This window comes from Nonomuraea sp. KM88 (assembly GCF_052245635.1).
GTDB lineage: Bacteria > Actinomycetota > Actinomycetes > Streptosporangiales > Streptosporangiaceae > Nonomuraea.
On record NZ_JBQQCC010000005.1, the window covers coordinates 560,061 to 578,272 of the forward strand.

At 70.1% G+C, this 18,212-nt stretch carries 19 protein-coding genes and 1 pseudogene; 10 read left to right on the forward strand and 10 right to left on the reverse strand.

Going from position 1 to position 18,212, the window contains the following annotated elements; all coding sequences use genetic code 11:
• Positions 1-181: 181 nt before the first annotated feature.
• The 6 genes from ACTWPV_RS19305 to ACTWPV_RS19330 all read left to right on the forward strand — a co-directional run bounded on the left by ACTWPV_RS19305 (position 182) and on the right by ACTWPV_RS19330 (position 4,690).
• Positions 182-1,063 carry a sigma-70 family RNA polymerase sigma factor gene (locus tag ACTWPV_RS19305; protein WP_443152835.1) on the forward strand — a complete coding sequence of 294 codons (882 nt, stop codon included), beginning with the start codon at positions 182-184 and terminating at the stop codon, positions 1,061-1,063.
• 85 nt (positions 1,064-1,148) lie between these two features.
• Positions 1,149-1,622, forward strand: coding sequence for a carboxymuconolactone decarboxylase family protein (locus ACTWPV_RS19310; RefSeq protein WP_443152836.1), 474 nt, complete (start codon positions 1,149-1,151; stop codon positions 1,620-1,622).
• Positions 1,623-1,716: 94 nt separating this feature from the next.
• Positions 1,717-2,103: a DoxX family protein gene (locus tag ACTWPV_RS19315; RefSeq protein ID WP_357631771.1), complete on the forward strand. Its 387-nt coding sequence runs from the start codon at positions 1,717-1,719 to the stop codon at positions 2,101-2,103.
• Between the two features lie 396 nt (positions 2,104-2,499).
• Complete coding sequence (locus ACTWPV_RS19320) at positions 2,500-3,462, forward strand: NADP-dependent oxidoreductase (protein ID WP_443152837.1); 963 nt, start codon at positions 2,500-2,502, stop codon at positions 3,460-3,462.
• Positions 3,463-3,733: 271 nt separating this feature from the next.
• Positions 3,734-4,294, forward strand: a complete 561-nt coding sequence (locus ACTWPV_RS19325) for a hypothetical protein (protein ID WP_443152838.1) — start codon at positions 3,734-3,736, stop codon at positions 4,292-4,294.
• A 192-nt stretch (positions 4,295-4,486) separates the two neighbouring features.
• On the forward strand, positions 4,487-4,690 hold the full coding sequence (locus tag ACTWPV_RS19330) for a tyrosine-type recombinase/integrase (protein WP_443152839.1): 204 nt from the start codon (positions 4,487-4,489) through the stop codon (positions 4,688-4,690).
• Positions 4,691-4,858: 168 nt separating this feature from the next.
• Here ACTWPV_RS19330 and ACTWPV_RS19335 read toward each other — a convergent pair whose 3' ends face one another.
• Positions 4,859-5,092, reverse strand: a complete 234-nt coding sequence (locus ACTWPV_RS19335) for a DsbA family protein (RefSeq protein ID WP_443152862.1) — start codon at positions 5,090-5,092, stop codon at positions 4,859-4,861.
• Positions 5,093-5,272: 180 nt separating this feature from the next.
• The gene (locus ACTWPV_RS19340) at positions 5,273-5,686 is read right to left on the reverse strand and encodes a hypothetical protein (protein WP_443152840.1); all 414 of its coding nucleotides are present in this window, start codon (positions 5,684-5,686) and stop codon (positions 5,273-5,275) included.
• Positions 5,687-5,818: 132 nt separating this feature from the next.
• On the opposite strand from ACTWPV_RS19340, the gene ACTWPV_RS19345 reads away from it, so the two are divergent.
• Together ACTWPV_RS19345 and ACTWPV_RS19350 are read left to right on the forward strand one after the other, a co-directional pair.
• Complete coding sequence (locus ACTWPV_RS19345; RefSeq protein ID WP_443152841.1) at positions 5,819-6,688, forward strand: recombinase family protein; 870 nt, start codon at positions 5,819-5,821, stop codon at positions 6,686-6,688.
• A 251-nt stretch (positions 6,689-6,939) separates the two neighbouring features.
• A complete protein-coding gene (locus ACTWPV_RS19350; RefSeq protein WP_443152842.1) occupies positions 6,940-7,686 on the forward strand; it encodes a phosphodiester glycosidase family protein in 747 nt (248 codons plus the stop codon).
• Between the two features lie 4 nt (positions 7,687-7,690).
• Here ACTWPV_RS19350 and ACTWPV_RS19355 read toward each other — a convergent pair whose 3' ends face one another.
• From ACTWPV_RS19355 to ACTWPV_RS19375, 5 genes are read right to left on the reverse strand one after another with little or no spacing between them, the layout of a single operon-like run.
• Positions 7,691-8,539 (reverse strand): carbohydrate ABC transporter permease, encoded by an 849-nt coding sequence (locus ACTWPV_RS19355; protein ID WP_443152843.1) that lies wholly within the window; start codon positions 8,537-8,539, stop codon positions 7,691-7,693.
• A 5-nt stretch (positions 8,540-8,544) separates the two neighbouring features.
• Positions 8,545-9,513, reverse strand: a complete 969-nt coding sequence (locus ACTWPV_RS19360; RefSeq protein WP_443152844.1) for a carbohydrate ABC transporter permease — start codon at positions 9,511-9,513, stop codon at positions 8,545-8,547.
• Entirely contained in the window at positions 9,510-10,895 is a 1,386-nt protein-coding gene (locus ACTWPV_RS19365; RefSeq protein WP_443152845.1) for an ABC transporter substrate-binding protein, read from the reverse strand. The genes ACTWPV_RS19360 and ACTWPV_RS19365 overlap by 4 nt, the downstream gene beginning before the upstream one ends.
• Position 10,896: 1 nt before the next feature.
• The gene (locus tag ACTWPV_RS19370; RefSeq protein WP_443152846.1) at positions 10,897-13,137 is read right to left on the reverse strand and encodes an alpha-N-acetylglucosaminidase TIM-barrel domain-containing protein; all 2,241 of its coding nucleotides are present in this window, start codon (positions 13,135-13,137) and stop codon (positions 10,897-10,899) included.
• The gene (locus ACTWPV_RS19375) at positions 13,134-14,498 is read right to left on the reverse strand and encodes a Gfo/Idh/MocA family protein (protein ID WP_443152847.1); all 1,365 of its coding nucleotides are present in this window, start codon (positions 14,496-14,498) and stop codon (positions 13,134-13,136) included. Before ACTWPV_RS19375 ends, ACTWPV_RS19370 begins: the two co-directional genes overlap by 4 nt.
• 120 nt (positions 14,499-14,618) lie before the next feature.
• Here ACTWPV_RS19375 and ACTWPV_RS19380 point away from each other — a divergent pair, with 120 nt between their 5' ends.
• Positions 14,619-15,644, forward strand: coding sequence for an Lrp/AsnC family transcriptional regulator (locus ACTWPV_RS19380; RefSeq protein ID WP_443152848.1), 1,026 nt, complete (start codon positions 14,619-14,621; stop codon positions 15,642-15,644).
• A gap of 311 nt (positions 15,645-15,955) precedes the next feature.
• Positions 15,956-16,735 carry a DUF4158 domain-containing protein gene (locus ACTWPV_RS19385; RefSeq protein WP_443152863.1) on the forward strand — a complete coding sequence of 260 codons (780 nt, stop codon included), beginning with the start codon at positions 15,956-15,958 and terminating at the stop codon, positions 16,733-16,735.
• Here the strand turns inward: ACTWPV_RS19385 and ACTWPV_RS19390 are convergent.
• The 3 genes and pseudogenes from ACTWPV_RS19390 to ACTWPV_RS19400 all read right to left on the reverse strand — a co-directional run.
• Positions 16,703-17,626 (reverse strand): IS3 family transposase, encoded by a 924-nt coding sequence (locus tag ACTWPV_RS19390; RefSeq protein ID WP_443152849.1) that lies wholly within the window; start codon positions 17,624-17,626, stop codon positions 16,703-16,705. The two genes, ACTWPV_RS19385 and ACTWPV_RS19390, sit on opposite strands and share 33 nt — an antisense overlap.
• A gap of 169 nt (positions 17,627-17,795) precedes the next feature.
• A complete protein-coding gene (locus ACTWPV_RS19395) occupies positions 17,796-17,990 on the reverse strand; it encodes a transposase (protein WP_443152850.1) in 195 nt (64 codons plus the stop codon).
• Between the two features lie 114 nt (positions 17,991-18,104).
• Positions 18,105-18,212 (reverse strand): annotated as a pseudogene (locus tag ACTWPV_RS19400) (IS5/IS1182 family transposase); the annotation flags it as partial.

Consider the following 18,212-nt stretch of genomic DNA (forward strand, 5'->3'; position numbering starts at 1 on the left):
GGTCAGCGGTAAGTTCCACGAGGCGCGTGGATCGTTTGCGCGGCGTCCTGACGACCATGAGACGCCGGCGACCCGATCCCTGTGACATTGCGGTCTCCCATCAGACGCACGCCGAACGGTTACCTCGGCACCTTCGGTCGCGTCATGACCATGACGGAATTCGCGCGAGGAAGGTAACAACATGGCCGGATCAGGTCCTCACGAAGCACTGGCGGGAGCCTTCGAACAGCAGCGCGAGCGCCTGGTGGCGGTCGCCTACCGGATGCTGGGGTCGCGGGTGGACGCCGAGGATGCGGTGCAGGAGGCGTGGATGCGGCTGGCGCGGCAGGACGCGGCCGGGATCGACAACCTGGCCGGCTGGCTGACCACGGTGGTCGGCCGGGTCTGCATCGACGTGCTGCGCTCGCGTAAGAACCGGGCCCAGCTGTCGTACGACGACTGGCTGCCCGAGCTGGTGGTGACGGTGGACGGCGGGGCGGCGCCCGAGGAGGATGCGGTGCTCGCCGAGTCGGTCGGGCTGGCACTGCTGGTGGTGCTCGACGCCCTCACGCCTACCGAGCGGCTGGCGTTCGTCCTGCATGACATGTTCGCGGTGCCCTTCGCCGAGATCGGCGAGATCATCGGCCGGTCCGCCGACGCGACCAAGATGCTCGCCAGCCGGGCCCGCCGGAAGGTGCAGGGCACGTCGCGGCCGGAGGAGGAGCCGCGGCGGCAGCGCGCCGTGGTCGACGCATTTCTTGCCGCGGCTCGGAACGGGGACTTCGAAGGGCTCGTACGGCTGCTCGATCCGCAGGTGACCTGGCGCACGTACCACCCGCAGGGCGTGCTGACCACGGTCGGGGCGGCCGAGGTGGCCGGTCCGGTCCTGCGCGGCATGCGGTCGATGACCTCGGCGCTGGCGGTTCTGGTCAACGGCGAGCCCGGGTTCGTGGTCTGGGGTGCGAAAGGCAAGGTGCTCGGCGTGGTGGGGTGCACCGTGGTCGACGGCCGGATCGTCGAGCTCCTGACCGTGAGCGACCGCAAGCTCCTCGACGCCATGAATCTGCCCGCGCGACCCGAGTAGCGCACGTCTGCCGCATGGGGTTGTTACGTCTTGGTGGGGTGCTTCGTCGTAGTGGTGCAAGTATCCGAAGACGAAGGAGATTGAGATGGAAACCCGGATCAACCCCATGGTCAACGAGGTCGGGTCGAAGTGGGCCAAGTACATCATCTCGTCGAACAAGGTCATCACCGACTCGGCACTGCCGAAGGCGGTGCAGGAGCTGGTGAAGATCCGCGCCAGCCAGATCAACGGCTGCGGCGGCTGCCTCGACATGCACACCAAGGACGCCGCGGCCGCCGGCGAGAGCATGGTGCGGATCAACCTGGTCGGGGCATGGCGGGAGACGACCGTCTACACCGAGGCGGAGCGGGCGGCGCTGGAACTCACCGATCAGGGCACCCGCCTCGCCGACTCCAGCGGCGTCACCGATGAGGCGTGGGCGAACGCGGCGAAGCACTTCGACGAGGATCAGATGATGGCTCTGGTGGCCCTGATCTGCACGATCAACGCCTTCAACCGGCTGAACGTGATCACCCGGACGCCCGGCGGCGACTACCAGCCCGGACAGCAGTTCATCTGACGCGGACATTCCCCCTCAGGCTCTCAGGCGGACCCGGGACCCCGGGTCCGCCCCGCGGCCGCCACCCCCAGACACTCTGCCAAAGAGAAGACTCATGAACATCGCACTGTGGATCATCACCGGCCTGCTGACCGCCCTCTACCTGTTCTCCGGCTTCGGGAAGCTGTTCGTGCCACGGGAGAAGATGGCCCAGATGGCCAACGCCGCGCGCTGGGTCCTCGACTTCAAGCCCGGCACCCTTAAGGCCATCGGAGCGCTCGAGGTCCTCGGTGCCGTGGGCCTGATCCTGCCCGCCTTGCTCGGCATCGCGCCGGTACTGGTACCGCTGGCGGCCAGCGGCCTGACGCTGCTCATGACCGGCGCCGTGATCATGCGGATCCGCCGTGGCGAGACCAAAGCCGCGCTGGTGGACGGGAGCTACCTTGCCCTGGCCGCCTTCGTGGCGATCGGCCGCTTCGCACTGGAACCCTTCACCGGCTGACCGACCCGTCACCGGGCGGGATGCGGACCGCGATCCGCTCCTGCGGGCGGGCGCACTCGCCGAAGGGCAGCGACAGGGCAGGGCGTGATCGATGAGCTTCTGTGCGCCCTGGTCGGCGACATGACCGGGCGGCTGCGGTGAAGGTAGCCAGGGATGACCACGAGCAGCGCTGGCTGAAGAGCGCGCCGTCGAACGGCTGACGCGACTCAGTCGATCCCTTCCGAAAAGGGTCAATGCGCCCGAGATCGCGAAATGCCCACGGGAGCGTCTGGCTCCTCGCACCAATCAACATGCATTACATGCCTGAGAAAGATCATCTTACTCTGACCTGCGAGAAGAGTCCAAGAACCCAACGATGGGCTGCGCACTCATTCCCGCTTTCACTACGGTTCTCCCATGAGCGAAGACACGACGACGGCGCGGATGCGCGCGATCATTCAGGAGTCCGCGGGCGGCCCCGAGGTGCTGACACTGGCCGAGGTTGACCGTCCTGAGCCGATGCCGACGGAGGTCCTGGTGCGGGTGCACGCGGCCGGCGTCAACCCCACGGACTGGAAGTCACGGACGGTCGGCAGGCTGCTGGGCGACCCGCCCGCCATCCTCGGCTGGGACGTGTCCGGGGTGGTCGAGGCCGTGGGCCTCGGAGTCACCCGCTTCCGGCCGGGTGACGAGGTCTTCGGCATGCCCCGCTTCCCGCACAAGGCGGGCGGCTACGCGGAGTACGTGACCGCCCCGTCGCGGCACTTCACCCGTAAACCGGTTGGCCTCGACCACGTGCACGCCGCGGCGCTGCCGCTGGCGGCGCTCACCGCGTGGCAGGTCCTGCACGACACCGCGAACGTGCAGCCGGGCCAGCGCGTGTTGATCCATGCCGCGGCCGGCGGGGTCGGCCACCTGGCCGTGCAGCTCGCCAAGCATCTCGGCGCGTACGTGATCGGTACCGCTCGTGGGTCCAAGCACGCCTTCGTACATGCGCTGGGCGCCGACGAGGTGATCGACTACACCGAGGAGGACTTCGCCGAGACGGTCCGCGACGTTGACCTGGTCATCGACAGCATCGGCGGCGACTACGGGGCGCGTTCCCTGCAGACGTTGCGGAACGGCGGCACTCTTGCCCAGCTCAACCCGGAGCCTGACGAGGACCTCCTTCGCCAGGCCGGGGAGCGCGGCATCTGGGCGGGCTTCGTCCTCGTCGAGCCGGACAACGCCGCGATGGCGACGATCGCCGAGCTGGTCGAGGCGGGACGGCTGGGTGTCGAGGTCGACACCGTCCTGCCGTTCGAGCAGGCGGCCAAGGCACATGAGCTCGGCGAGACCAACCGAACCACCGGAAAGATCGTGCTCACTGTCGCCGGATGACCGGCGGCGGAACACCGCCCACTGGGTTGCCGGCTTCGAGCTGTGGATGGGATGCGGGTGTCACGTTTGCCCGCTGACCCTTAATCAGTTTCCTGGTCCCCATCGCCGCCCGCAGCGTCTGATGACGGCCACGCTGATGTACGTGATAATTGGCTATTATCACGTACATCAGCGCCGAACGATCACGGTCGAGCTGGGGATCCGTCTCGGCGGCCGATGCGCGACTCGGGCACGTTATCCGGTACATCGCGCCCGCGTCGGGTAGCGACCGGTGAGCGCGGCCGCCAGCCGGAAGGTCACCGCGCTGCGCGGCAGCGGCGTCACCCTCGTCGAGGCTGCCGACGAGTTCCTCGGCACACACCGGGCCGCCAACCCCAACACCCACCGCGCCTACACCTCGGCGATCGACCGGACCATCGCGCACATCGGCGGCGGCTCCCGCCGCCTAAGCGAGGTCGCCGACGCCGAGATCGGCGACGCCCTCGCCTCCCTATGGGGTGGGTGCGCGCCGGCGACGTGGAACCGCAACCGGGCCGCCGTCTCCTCTTGGCTGGCGTGGTGCTCCACGAAGAAGCGGTGGGCGGCCCCGTCGGTCCCGGCAGAGGCCGAACGGCGCCGCGAGAACGTCGACCACACCAAATCCGTGGCCAAGACCAAGCTGGAACGGCTGCTGTCACGCCGAGACATCCCGCTGCGCGACAAGACGCTATACCGGATGTTGTACGAGAGCGCCGCCCGCGCCGCCGAAATCCTCTCCCTCAACGTCCAGGACCTGGAGAACCGAAAGGCGCCGCTGACCTCCAAAGGCGGTGACACCGAATGGGTCTACTAGGACGCAGGCACCGCTCGTCTCCTACCCCGCCTCCTGCGGCTTCCCGACGGCCACCCGGACGGACCTGTCCGTACTCGAGGGCCGCTCTTCCTCGCCGACCGTAGCCCCGTTCCCGCCAGGCGGCCCGGGCCCGAGCACATTTGCCCGCACACCGGCCGTCCCCGTCTCGGCTACGACCGCCTCCGCGTTCTCATGGACAAACACCTCGGCCTGGATCCTCACCAGCTCCGGCATTCAGCCGCCACCCATCTCGGCGAGGCCAAGGTGCCGCTGCAGCTCATCATGGCCAAGACACGGCACAAGAACCCGCGCACCGCCATGCGCTACACCCGCCCAGGCAGCGAAGCCGTTGCCGAGATCACCGCCATCCTCGGCCCGCCCAAACGCAGCCACTAACGGGCCCCAGCCAGGTCTTCATCCACCTCGCCGTTCCCCCCGGTATCAACCCCCGCCGAAGCGTCCAGCTAAGTTACTCACGGGTACCGCCAATGGCTGTCCGCAGGTTCCTCAACCCCGGAATCAGACCCAGCAACGAACACGAGAACTGGAGCCGTGGATCCAAGCTCAGAGGCGTGCTGCGCGTTCTAGGAGGCTTGCCAGAGCGGCAGGTTCCTGAACGGCCGATACTGGCGGAGCTCCGTCAATGACGAGTGCTGGCACGCCTCGGATTCCCCTCTGGGCGGCGCGGCGTTCATCGGCTCGGACTTCACTGGTGAACGCGTCGCCGGTCAAGAGATCACCTATGTGGGCGAGATCAAGTCCGGCCTCTACGCCGAGCGGACAAGGTCCCTCGCGGATCGCGCGAGGTTGATCTGCTCCGTCCGATCGTGACGATCCCTGACGGGTCGCGTGGGCACCTGCTTAAGAATCCCGATTATGACGAAGGACTCCGCGCGCTCTATTGACCGGACCAAGGCGTAGATGTCGCTCTGATTCCTGGCAGCAGAGCCGCAACGAACTGTTCGGCTTTCTCCCCGTCTATAGGTCCTCGACTCGCTGGCCTTCGCCGACGCCGGTGTTGGTGACGCCGGGGACGGCCGAGCGCTCGGAGGTGAGCACGATCGTGTTGTGCGTGGTCACCAGTTCGGCAGGGATGTCATTGTCGGCCACGACCAGCTGAATCCGGTCCTTATATGCCTCGGCGAGGGTGGCCAGGCGGGTATAGATGCGGCGGCCGAGTTCGCGGTCCTGATCGACGGTGCCGATCGCTTTACGCGGGGAGTCGATGATCAGCAGGCTCGGCAGCAGGACGTCGGGATGGTCGAGCGCGGCGGCTCCCGCGAGCCGCTCTTCGGTAACGATCGGCCCCTGTTGACCGACGCGTCTCAGACCGCCTGCGGTCTCGTTGCGGACACCGTCTCCAACGAGGCCGCCCAGGTCAGAGGCCCGCAACGATCAGCGGCTCAAGATAATGGTCGCTTGTGAAACAGCCCGTCCCGGCTGGGAACATGCTGGGCGTCCGTTGTTTCATAGGTCGGTGCAAAACCTTGGACGGGTGAAACGCACCCATGAAACGATCTCGGAGTGCATGACGACGACTTTCTCCGCGTGGAGGCCCACGACTGCCCGATGTCCTCCTGCGCCGCCCCGGCCGGCTCGCCGTGCCGCACCAGCAAGGGCAAGGTCGCCACCCAGTACCACACCGCCCGCTTCCGGCTCGTGCCCGCTCTGGCCAAGGCGCTCAACGTGCCGACCCCGGCGTTGCGCAGACCGGGATCGGCCTGGACGGAACTGCCCCGCGCCGCCGCCGAGACCCAGACGTCCGGGTACGCCAAGATCGGCTACGCCCGTGCCTCGACGCTGCGGCAGTCGCTGGATACCCAGCTCGACTCCCTCAAGGCGGCCGGAGCGAGCCGGATCTTTTCGGAGAAGATCTCCACCCGCGCCACGAGGCGGCCCGAACTCGAGCGGGCCGTGGACCTGGCCCGCGAGATGCGCGCCTCCGGCATCGCCGTCACCCTGGTCGTCCACGAGCACAAGCGACTTGGCCGCGGCCTGGCCCTGGCCGAGCTCGCCGAACAACTGCGCGCCGCAGGCGTCGCCCTGGAGTTCTTCACCGGCGAGCTGCAAGGAAGCCATGATCCGTCCGGCGTGGTGTTCACCGTGCTGGCCGCCCTGTCGGGGATGGAACGCGAATACATCCGCGACCGCACCCTGGAAGGTCACGAGTCCGCCCGTAAGAACGGCAAGGCTATCGGCGGCGCCACCGTCACCGACCCCGCCATGCTGTCCATGGCCCTGCATCTGCGCGACCAGGGCCTCAGTCTCCGCGAGATCGCCGCCCGCCTCGTTATCACCCAGGGCAAGAAGAAGGGCCGGCGCCCCTCACCCGCCACCGTCCTGCGCACGCTGCGCGACCACGACGAACAGAACGCGCCGAAGACACGGACGTGAGCGCCGAGCCCGTGGCTCACCACCGTAATTGAACCGAGACCCTCATCCACAGGACCTTCGTTACCGCAGGTCAGACGGTAATTCGTTGGGAATTTCTTCAGTGCTACCGGGACCCCTACGAGGGGAAGCCCAATGTGCGATTCCCTCCGTCATGGGGGCGCCGAAGGTCGCGCTGCGGCTGAATCCGAAACCGGTCTCGCTGATGCGTATCAGCCGCCTGGTCGACTCTCTCGAAGGGGTCGAAAGACGTCGTGTACGCCCGCAGCAACCGCGCCCTCGTGGGCAAGGTGACCTGGTCGGGCAGCGTACGGAACAAGCGGACGGGCGCCACCCTGCCGCTCGACCACATCAACCACCCGCCCGAGGTCCCCGTCGGCACGGCGCCGGGCGCCGTCGTCAAGTTCACCCCCAAGTTCGCCTCCGCCACCCCGTCCGGACCCGGCGTGGAGGTCATCCTCGACGCCCAGGGCCGCGTGACCGAGACGTCCAGCACCCGCGGCACGAAGCTCACGCAGGACCAGACGTCCCTCCAGGCCGCCGGCCGCGAAGCCGCGGCCCTGCTGCGGGTGGCGGCGGGCGGCTGCCTCACCGAGACCTCCACCCTGACCGGCGAGGACGACCGCGAACTCCCGGCGGGCGACACGCTCTTCGCCGTGACCGGCCGCCACCGCCTCCTGGCCGATGGCCAGATCGCCGTCCCGCCCGGCACCGGCGGCCTCTTCGGCAGCAACCCCCGCGCCATCGTCGGCACCACCGAGGACAAGAAGATCGTCCTCGCCACGATCGACGGCCGGATGTCCACCAGCGTCGGCACCACCCTCAAGGAGAGCGCCGCCGTCGCCAAGGCACTGGGCATGCACGACGTCATCAACCTCGACGGCGGCGGCTCCGCCACCATGTCCCTCAAGGGCCGACTCATCAACAAACCCTGCGACTCCAGAGAACGCGCGGTAGGCGACGCTCTCATCTTCGTCGACTCCCCCTACCGGCCCCGCTGACCCGTCAGCCCTTCTCCGCGCCCGCCGTCAACCCCGACACCATCGCGCGCTGGGCCGCGAAGAAGCCGATCAGGACCGGCACCGTGATGGCGATCGACCCGGCCATGAGCACGGTGACCGGCACGTCGAACTGGGCGAGCTGCGACACTCCGAGCGAGACGGTCCAGCGCTCGCGGTCGTCGATGAGGAAGAGCAGGGCGTACAGGTACTCGTTCCACGCGATCATGAAGATGTACAGGCCGGTCGCCGCGATCCCGGGCATGGTCATGGGCAGCACGATCCGACCGATGATCTGCATCCGGCCGGCTCCGTCGATCGCCCCGGCCTCCTCCACGGAGACCGGGACCGACTCGAAGTAGTTACGGAGCATGTAGATCGCCAGCGGCACGGTCGTCGCCATATAGATGATCACAAGGCCGACGAGCGACCCGCGCAGGCCGAGACGGCTGAAGAGCACGTACAGCGGCACCGCCAGGGCGATGCCCGGCAGCACGTACACCGAGAGGAACAGCGCGCCCACGGCGCCCCGGCCGCGGAAGCGCAGCCGCGCCGTCGCGTAGGCGCCGAGCACGCAGACGGCGAGGGTCGCGAGAGTGGTGAGCGCGGAGAGCACGAACGAGTTCACCATGAACCGCAACAGGTCGAACCCGCCCTCCTCCCGGCCGCGCAGCGCCGTCGAGTACGCCGACAGGTCGAAGGTGCCCGGCAGGATCGCGAGCGGATCAGCGGCGACGTCGGCGAACGACCGCAGCGACAGGCCGATGGCGTACAGCAGCGGGAACGCCGCGAAGACCACGATCACAACGATGACGACGACGCGGACGACGCCGGCGACCGCTTCGCTCCCGGACATACGGCTCATGATGCGGCCTCCCGACGTCGCTGGAGCACGAGGTAGGCGGTGATGAAGACGGCGAGGATGAGCGTGATCGCCACACCCACGCCCGAGGCCGACCCGATGTCGGACCGTACGACCAGCTCGTTGTAGACCCGCACGGCCAGCACCTGGGTCCCGGCGGCTCCCCCGGTCAGCAGGTAGACCTCGTTGAACGTCTGGAAGGTCCAGATGAAGCGGAGTAGCAGCAGGATCGAGACCACGCCGGTCAGCTCCGGCAGGATGACGTACCGGATCCGCTGCCACGGCCCGGCCCCGTCCAGCACCGCGGCCTCCTCCAGGGTGCCTGGCACGGCGTGCAGCCTCGCCGCCACGAACAGGTAGGCCAGCGGGAAGGTGTGCCAGACCAGCACCAGGATCACGCTGCAGAGCGCGAGCGGGATCTCGACGCCGAGCACGGTGATGTCCGGCGTGGTGAGGAACGCGATCGGGGCGTCCCAGCCGAGCAGCCGGGTGCCCACCGCGTTGACGAAGCCGTACTGCGTGTTCAGCAGGCTGCGCCAGGTTTGCGTGGAGGCGACCACCGGCAGCACGTACGGCACCAGCACGAGGGCACTCACCAGCGCCCGCCCGCGGAACGGCCGCCGCAGCGCGACCGCGGTCACCGAGCCGAGCGCCACCGACAGGACCGAGGTGGCCAGCGACAGCACCACGGTGGTACGCAAGGACGTCCAGAAGCCCTCCGAGCGGAAGAGCGCCAGGATGTTCTCCGGGTTCAGCCCGAGGTCGGTCAGGGTGAGGCGGGGCAGCTGAACGAGCTTGATGTCCTGGAACGCCAGCACCAGCACGGCGAGAAACGGCAGGACCACGACGGCGAGCACGACCGCCGTCGTCGGGGCGACGAGGAGCCAGCCGGCCCTGGCCTCCTGCCGGGCGCGCGAACTGCGCCGGGCAGGACGCGGGGTGCCGGTGGCGGTGGTGCGTGCGGTCACTCAGTCTCCTGCTGGACCGCCTCGGCCGCGGCGGCGAGACCCTCGGCCACCTTGGCCGGGTCTCCCGCGGAGAACAGGTCGCCGATGTTCTGCGGCACCACCTGCTGCTGCGTCACCAGGGAGGCCAGCAGCACGTCGTCGGTGCCGGCGCCCCAGCGCACGTAGTTCTCCGAGCCCGTCGCGACCTGCTGGGCGACCTCGTCGCCGTACACCTCGGCGGTCGATCCGCCCTGGCCGCCGGCGCCGAGCGGGAGCTTCGACCACGCGTCGATGTACTCGGTCGGGTTCTCGGCGGTGCCGAGACGGACCGGGACCCGCCCGACGGTGGCCATGGCCAGCGAGTCCACGTAGCCATCGGTCATGAGGAACTCGACGTAGTCCTTGGCCGCCTCGGTCTGCGCCCCGGTCGGGATCGACAGCTGCAGCACCGTGCCGAACTGGACCGGCTCGGTGCCGTCCGCGCCGGTGAGCGAGGTGACGACCCCGGTGTTCTGGGCGAGGAAGCCGGGGTCCTCCTTGCACTCGGGGCAGGTGGGCGGGTTGGCCTCGTCCAGGCCCGCGACCTCGTCGAGGATATGCGAGGAGAACATGAGCATCGACGCCTGGCCGCTCAGGTAGGCTGAGCGGCCGGCTTCGACGTCGAACTGGGCGCCGCCGTTGGTGGCCGCCATCCGCTGGTACACCTCGAGCGCGTGCACGCAGGCGGGAGAGTCGATCGTGACCTCGCCGCCGGCGACCAGTTGGCACCCGTTCGGCAGCACGGACGCCTCCAGCGTCTCGCCGAGCCAGGCGTTGCCCGGCTGGTTGCCCAGCGCGATGCCGCCCTTGCCGTCGGTCGAGAGCTTCTCGGCGGCCGCGGCCAGGTCCTCGATCGTCTTCGGGGCGTCCAGGCCGGCGGCCTCGAACAGGTCGCTGCGGTAGAGGTAGAGGTAGCCCCAGCCGTCCATCGGGACGCCGGACGGCTGGCCGCCGATTTCGATCATGCGCATGGCGCCCTCGGCGAAGGTCTCCTCGCCCAGCCCGGCGATCACCTCGGCGGCCGCCTTCTGGTCGAGGATGCCCTGGTCGACCCAGCTGGCGGACTGCTCCCAGCCGTGCAGGATCACGTCCGGCACCTCGCCGGAGGCGACGTTGGCCAGCAACGTGGTGTTCTGGTCGGGACCGGCGAGCGGCACCACCTCGACCTCGATGCCGGTCTTCGCGGTGAAGCGCGCCGCGATCTCCTCCTGGGCGGTCACCCGCTCCGGGGTCGTCTGCCCCGTCCAGAACGTGAGCTTCGTGACCTCCTCGGCCGCTCCCTCGTTCGGCGTCCCGCCGGAACAGCCGGCGAGCATCACCGCGGCGGCCGCGCTCAGCGCGAACGCCCTGGTCCGATGCCTCATGTCATCTCCTCTCGTCGGCCGGCTCCGTGCCGGCCGGTGCTCCCGCGTCCCGCTCGGGGCCCGTCGTGGCGCGCGCCAGCAGGCGGCGCGCGGTCGCGACGACATCGCCGGTCGGCATCGTCGCGTGATCGTGCGGCCCGGCGACCCAGGCGTCCTCGATCGCGGCGACGCGCTCGCGGTACTGGGCCAGGCGCTCGTCGGTCAGGGCCCGCTCACCGTCGGAGAGTTCGGCGAGCAGCGCGAACCAGGCCGCCCACCGGGGCCGGTACAGCCCGCCGAGCAGGCCCGCCCAGTGCCGGCCCGAGTAGTCGTGCAGGCCCGAGCCTGGCCGGCCCCAGACGGACAGGATCCGGCGCGCGTCGCGGCCCAGGACGTCGCGCTCTTCGGCGTCGTCACCCCACTCCCGCGCGGCCCGCACCCATGCTCCGGTCAGGCGGTCGGCCCGCGTGCCCGCGAGCTCCTCCAGCCCGTCCAACGCGGCGAGGACCTCGGCCGCGGCCCGCTCGACACCGGCGCGGTCGCCCGCCCTCGACGCGCGGACCGCGGCGCGCACCGGCGCCCGCACACCCTGTGCGACCACGTGGGTCACCACGTCGGCGAGGTCGCCCGCCCACGGGCCGTCCGGCCCGAGCCGCTCGGCCGCGTTGGCCAGCAGTTCCGCCGCTCTGGCCAGCTCGGGCAGGTCGCCCTCGACCCGCGGGTCCGCCTCGGCGTCGATGTTCGCCGACGGCGGCCGGTCCGGGCCGAGCTCCTCCCCCGCCAGGCGCTGGCTGCGGAAGGGCACGTCGGAGTCCCAGGGCCGGGCGATCACCGGCGACGGGATCGACCGGGTCGCGCCGGGGCCGTAGAGCGTCGCGGCCAGGATCCGCCAGGCCTCCAGCGCCGCCCCGTGGACGTCCTCGCCGGCGCTGGCCAGCCGATAGCGGCGGATCACGAACCCGGCGAGCCACGCCTCGACGTCGTCCGGCGGATCCCAGGGAAGGGTGGCTGCCAGCTCGTAGAAAGCCGGGTTCTGCTCCGTGGCCTCGGGGACGAGGCCGAAGCCACGGAGCCGGGCACGCTGCGGGGACGCCTCCACCCGGCGCCACTCCCGGACGAGCCCCCGCAGGTCGCCGTGGAGGGAGAAGCGGCCGCCGAAGTTGTGGATCGCGCACCAGGCCCACGGCCGGTCGGTGATCCCCCGGCTGTCGTCCCACACGGGCGCGTGCTCGGCCCAGAGGTCCAGCAGCAACATCCGGTCGGCCGGCACGTCCCGTACGAAGGCGGCGATGCGGTCGGCCGTCCAGAAGGCACGCTTGAAGTGGAACGGCCAGGCCTGCATGACCCAGGTTGCGTCCGGGTCGGCCCGCCGCAGCCCGCGCCAGATCGTCGCGCCGAGCCGGGCGAGGTAGTCCGGGTCGGCCGACGGCGGGACGGACTCGATGAGCGGGTCGGCGGCGTACAGGTGGTCGGTCCCGAGCAGTGCGCGCTGGTGGCGCGCCACTGCCGCGGCGACCTCGTCGAACGCGGCGCTGCCCGGCTCGAGCAGAGCCGTCGAGAAGTCCTGCCAGGTGGTACGGCGCGAGCCCGCCCCGCCGAGCGCGTCGGGCACATGGCCGCCGAACGCCGGCAGCACCGGGGTCATGCCGAGTTCGCGCTGCCGGGCCAGGACGCGGCGGGCCAGCTCGAGCCGCCGCTCGGGCCAGCGTCTGGGCAACGGCCCGCCCCAGGAGCTGGTGGAGCCCATCAGCGTCCACGGCAGGTAGGGGGCGCCGCCGAGCCAGGCGGCGATCTTGCCCGTACCGGCCCCCAGCTCGGCGAAGGCGGCCGCGAGCACGGCCTCGTGCCCGAGCACCATCAGCGGAGCGTTGATCCCGTGCAGCGCCATCCAGTCGATCTCGCGCTCCCACCTGGACCAGCTCCAGAAGGGGGCCGTGTACCCCGTGGTGACCACGTTGAAGTAGGTGCGCAGCGCGACCGCGGCCATGGCGCCCGTCTCCGGGGCGTCCGGCCAGGCGCCCACGGGCAGGCCGTGCGCGGCTCCGGGGTCGTCCCAGGTGACCTGGACCCCGGCGACGTCGGTGAGGTAGTGGTGCAACCCGACCCCGAGCGCCGGCAGGTCGCCGCCACGCACGCGCAGCCGTCCCCCGGCGGCCGCGTAGGCGAAGCGGCCGGCGCCGAGCCCGGGGTCGAGCTCGAAGTCGACATCACCGGCGGGCCGGCCCAGGACCCGCTCCGCCAGCGCGCGTGCCGCCCCGGTCACAGCGTCACCACCGCCCCCGTGCGCCGCGACTCCTCGGCCGCGAACGCGATCCGGTGGCTCACGGCCGCGTTGGCCAGCGTGGTCGGCAGCGTGGCGTGCGGGGTCGCGTCGGGCCGCTCCCTGCGCTCCCACACCATCGCCAGGAACTCGCGCATCAGCCCGTCGTCGCCGCCGGCGTGCCCGTCCGACTCCCGGCGGCCGGGCTCGGCGATCAGGTCGGCCTCGTCCACCGGGGCGGTGACCGTGGTGATGACCTCGTCGTCCGGCATGCCCGAGCGGCCCTCGGCGTCACGGTCCCACCGTGGCGCGCCCCCGAGCTCGGCGCCGGGGCGCGGCAGAAACCGGCGGAGCGTCACCACACCCGTGTCCAGCCGCGCCTCGATTTCGCCATGCGAACCGAGCAGGCGTACGGTACGGGTGTTGGCCTCGGTGAACGCGCCGATCCGCAGGGTCGCCGTCGTCCCGTCCGCGTAGTCGAGCACGACGACCTGGTGATCGACCGCGTCATTGTCGCAGCGGTAGACGCATCGCCCGTAGGGACCCGTCTCGAGCGCCTTGCGCCGCCCGGCCTCCGACGTGTCCGCGGTCACCGCCGTGACCGGCCAGGTGTTCCGCTCGCGCAGCCGCTCGACGTAGAAGCGCGGCGCGTAGAAGGGGCAGCTCGCCGCCGCGGGGCAGCCGTCGGTGCACCGCTCCGGCGCACCCGCCGGCGCGTTCTCGGAGCGGAACTGCGTCAGGCGGCCCGTGGAGTAGACGCGGTCCGGCGCCGCGCCGACCAGCCAGGTGATGACGTCGAGGTCGTGGCAGGACTTGGCGAGCAGCAGCGGACTCGAGGTGTCCGACCGCCGCCAGTTGCCCCGTACGTAGGAATGCACGAAGTGCCAGTAGCCGGGGTCCTCGGTCTGCTCCAGGTGGATCAGCCGCCCGATCGCGCCCTCGTCCAGCAGCCGCTTGATCTGACGGAAGAACTGCGTGTACCGCAGGACATGGGCGACCGCGACGGGAACATCGGCGGCGGCTACGCGGGCGAGGATCTCGTCGAGCTGGCCGGGCTCGACGGCCACCGGCTTCTCGACGAGGATCGCGTAGCCCAGATCGGCCGCGGCTCCCACCGGTCCGCTGCGGACCCGGTCCGGCGTCGCGACGACGACCGCCTCGGCGAGCCGCTCCCCGGCGAGCATGTCCTCCCAGGAGGTGAAGACCCGATCCGAGGGCAGGCCGTGCGCGGCAGCCATCGCGGCGCGCCGCCCGGGGTCGGGCTCGGCGACGGCGACCACCCGGGCCTGATCGGGGTGGCGCAGGCAGTAGTCCGCGTACGCCTCCGCTCCCCGGTGCCCCGCACCGATCACTCCCAACGTCACCGGCTCCACCCGATCCACCTCTCCCCCAGTTCCCTGTGCGGTGGTCAGGCTTGCGGAGAACCCACACCCGCTGCAACGATGCCGGAAATGTCGCACGAAACGCTCACAAAAGCCCTTCCGGTGAACGGAAACGACATCCTTCACGGCATCGACCGGCGGATCGCCGGGGTGCTCCTCGCCCACCCGCGCGCGTCCGCCGCCACGGTCGCGACGATCGCCGGGACCAGCCCGCCGACGGCCTCCCGGCACATCGCCGCCCTGACGGCGCGAGGAACGATCACCGTCGCCGCGGTGGTTGATAGGGAGTGGGCCAACGCCGGGTTCACGGTCTGGCTGCGCGTACGGTGCGAGCCGGGAGCGAGCCGCACCGTCGCCCAGAAGATCGCCGAGTGGCCCGAATCCGGCTACCTCGCCGTCACGGGCGGCGAGGTCGACTGCGTGGCGCAGGTCGCCGTCCGCACCTCGGCCCAGCTGCTCGACATCTCCGCCCGGCAGCTGCGCGAGCTGCCCGGAGTACGCTCGGGCGAGATGCTCCGCGTCATCCGACGCTTCGCCACGCCGCACGGCTGGACCGCGGGCATCCTGCACACCCGCGAGCTCACCCTCGCCCGCGCCGACCGATGGGACGCCTGGACCGAGGCGGGCGGGACCCGGCAGATCACGACCGACGCCGTCGACGAGGCGATCGTGACCGCCCTCGCCCACGACGGGCGGCTCAGCTGGCGCGAGCTCGGCGCCCGTGCCGGAGTCTCCTCCGCCACGGCCAGCCGCCGCACCGAGGCCCTCATGCGCTGCGGCCCGCTCCGTTTGCGCACCGTCGTCGACCCCGCGCAGGTGGGCAGACCCGTGGTCGCCCTGGTCTGGCTGCGCGTGCTGCCCTCACGCCTCGAGGTCGCCGGTCGCACGCTCGCCGACCACCCCGACGTCCTCTCCATCGCCGCCACCACCGGCCGGCACAACCTCTGCGGCGAGATCGCCGTCGCCGACGACGACACGCTCTACCGCTTCCTCACCCACGACGTCGGCGCCATCCCCGGAGTCGCCGAGGTCGAGGTGACCGACGGCCTCCAGGTCCTCAAACGCGCGGCCCGCGTCTTCCCCCCGGCGGGCGGTACCGGGTTCGAACCAGTGACCCCTCGGGGGTAGAGCACATCCGGCGATTCAGGGTCTCACCTCGGAAAACATTCCACCCACATCCCTCGCCATGGAACACAGCGACCGTGTCTGGACGGTGCACGTCTGCGCGTGGAAGGGCGCCGCCGCCCGCGGCAGCCCTTATGGGCTTGAGCAACACATCGCTCCTATGCACCAGCAGTTGGCCCGGCACGGTGGTGCGACGTTCGAGGATCGGACGTTGTCCTTCCAACCCGGTCCGGTCCCCGACGAGGGGCAGGAACTCCCCGCTTGGTACGTCGCCCGCCGCTTGTGGCGCGAACAGCTCTATGTTCCCGCGCTTGATGATGACGCGCGAGCTGTACCTCTTCCACTCCCCCTCGCAGGAGGAACTGGCGTGGGCGAGGGAGAAGACCGACACCGATGAGCACCTGCTGGCGCTGACGCTCGCGCTCAAGTGCTTTCAGCGGCTGGGCCGCTTCGCCAAGGCCCGCGAGATGCCGCCCGTGGTGGTGGAGCACGTACGGCGCTGCCTGGAGCTGGGTGAAAACGTCGCGCCGGTGTATGCGTCACCGCGTACGGCGGAGTCTCATCGGGTGCTGGTACGCCGACGGGAGGGGGTGGCCTACGCACCCGGCAAGGCCCGCAAGATCGCGGCCAAGGCGATGACCCGGGCGGCTTGGGTGAAGAACCATCCGCCGGATCTGATCAACGTGGCGTTGGAGCGGCTGGCGCAGGCACGGTTGGAGCTGCCGGCGTTCTCGACGCTGGACAGCATGGAGTCGACGATCCGCACTCAGGTCAACGGCCAGATCTTCCAGACGAGCTGGCGGCGATTGAGCGCCGAGGACCGGGCCCGCATCGAGGCGTTGCTGGTGGTCGGGCCGGGCGGCAAAAGCGATCTGGACCGGTTGAAGAAGCCGGCGCGGCGGGCGAGTTGGTCGAAAGTTCAAGGACCAGGCCGCCCACCTGGCGTGGGTGGAGGGGTTGGGCGACACCGAGATGGTGCTGGAGGGCATCGCCGCCTCGAAGATCGCCGATTTCGCGGGGGAGGCCGATGCTGTCAATCCCCTCAAACCGTGGAGACGGTCCTATGCCACAGCGGCCCTCAGCAGGGCCGTTGATGCTTGCCTCTTCTCGATCATTTGACGCTCGAATGTGACAGGCGACAGCCCATCGTTGGCGCTGTGCCTGCGCTTGACGTTGTAGAAGTCCACGATCCAGGTCGCGATCTTCAGCCGAGCCTCCGCCCGGGTGCGGAAGTGGTGCCGGTACACGAACTCGACCTTCAGCGTGCTGTTGAGCGACTCGGCGGCTCCGTTGTCGAGCGCACACCCCACCCGGCCCATCGACTGCACCACCCCGTGCTTGCGGCATTCGGCCTGGTAGCGGGCGGCGGTGTACTCCGATCCGCGATCCGAATGGAAGATCACCCCGTCCACGTCGCCGCCTCGAGCGGCGACCGCCATCTGCAGCGAGGCGACCGTCAGCGCCGCATCGTGGTGCTCGGACATGGCGTAGCCGAGCAGCCGGCGAGAGAACAGGTCCTCGACCGAGGCCAAGTACAGCGGCCCCTCATCGGTGCTGATCATCGTGACGTCGCCGACCCACAGCACGTCCGGGGTAACCGCGGCGAACTTCCGGCGCACCAGATCCGGCGCGGCCGGCCGCTTGCCCTGCCGGGTCAGCGAACGCGGCTTCTTCGGCGCCCGCCCGGCCAGGCCGAGTTCGGCCATCCGCCTGGCCACGGTGTTCTCCGATACCCGCCAGCCCGCCTCGTGCAGGTCTTGAGTGATCCGCGGTGAGCCGTACGTGCCGTCCGAGGCCGCAAACAGCCGCTTGATCTCCGTATCTAACCGGGCCCGCCGCTGCTGGCGGGCGGTCGGCGCGTCCGCCCCGATGCGGTTCTTCCACTTGTAAAACCACGACTGGGAGACCTCCAGCGCCCGGCAGGAGATCGCGTGGTCGATGCCGTGGTCGGTCTTCTGGGAGCAGATGAAGGCCGCCACGCTCACCGGCCCATCGCCTCTTTCACCCACAAGACCACGGAACGCTTGAGGACATCACGCTCGTCTTCCAGTTCCGCGCGTTCCTTCTCCCAGGTCGCCTTCTCCTTGGCGTGCTGCCGGGCCAGCTCGGCCTTCTCCCGCCGCAGCCGCGCCAGCTCCTCCTCCGCCGACTCCTTCAGCGTCCCGCCTCCGCCGTCGCCACCGGCCTGCCCTGCCGCGAGCCGGTCCTCTGCACCCAGTTGTACAGCGTGTACTCGTTGATACCCAGATCTCGCGCGACGTGCGCGACGGGCTTGCCGGTCTCCCTGACGATCCTCACCGCCCCGGCCCGGAACTCCGGATCAAAGCGACGCCTCGTGGTTCCAGCCACGACCAAACCTCTTCCGGTTCGGTCTCCACGTTACGAAGGGACGCTCAGTCAACCGCCCACCCGAGACCGTGAACACACGAAAGATCAATATCGACCTAGGAGCTGTTTCTCGGATCAGGTTCGGAGCCAGATGACGAGGGCGGCCAAGGTGACGGTGCCGAGGAAGATGTAGGCGCGCTTGTCGTATCGCGTGGCCACGGCCCGGAAGTTCTTCAGCCGGTT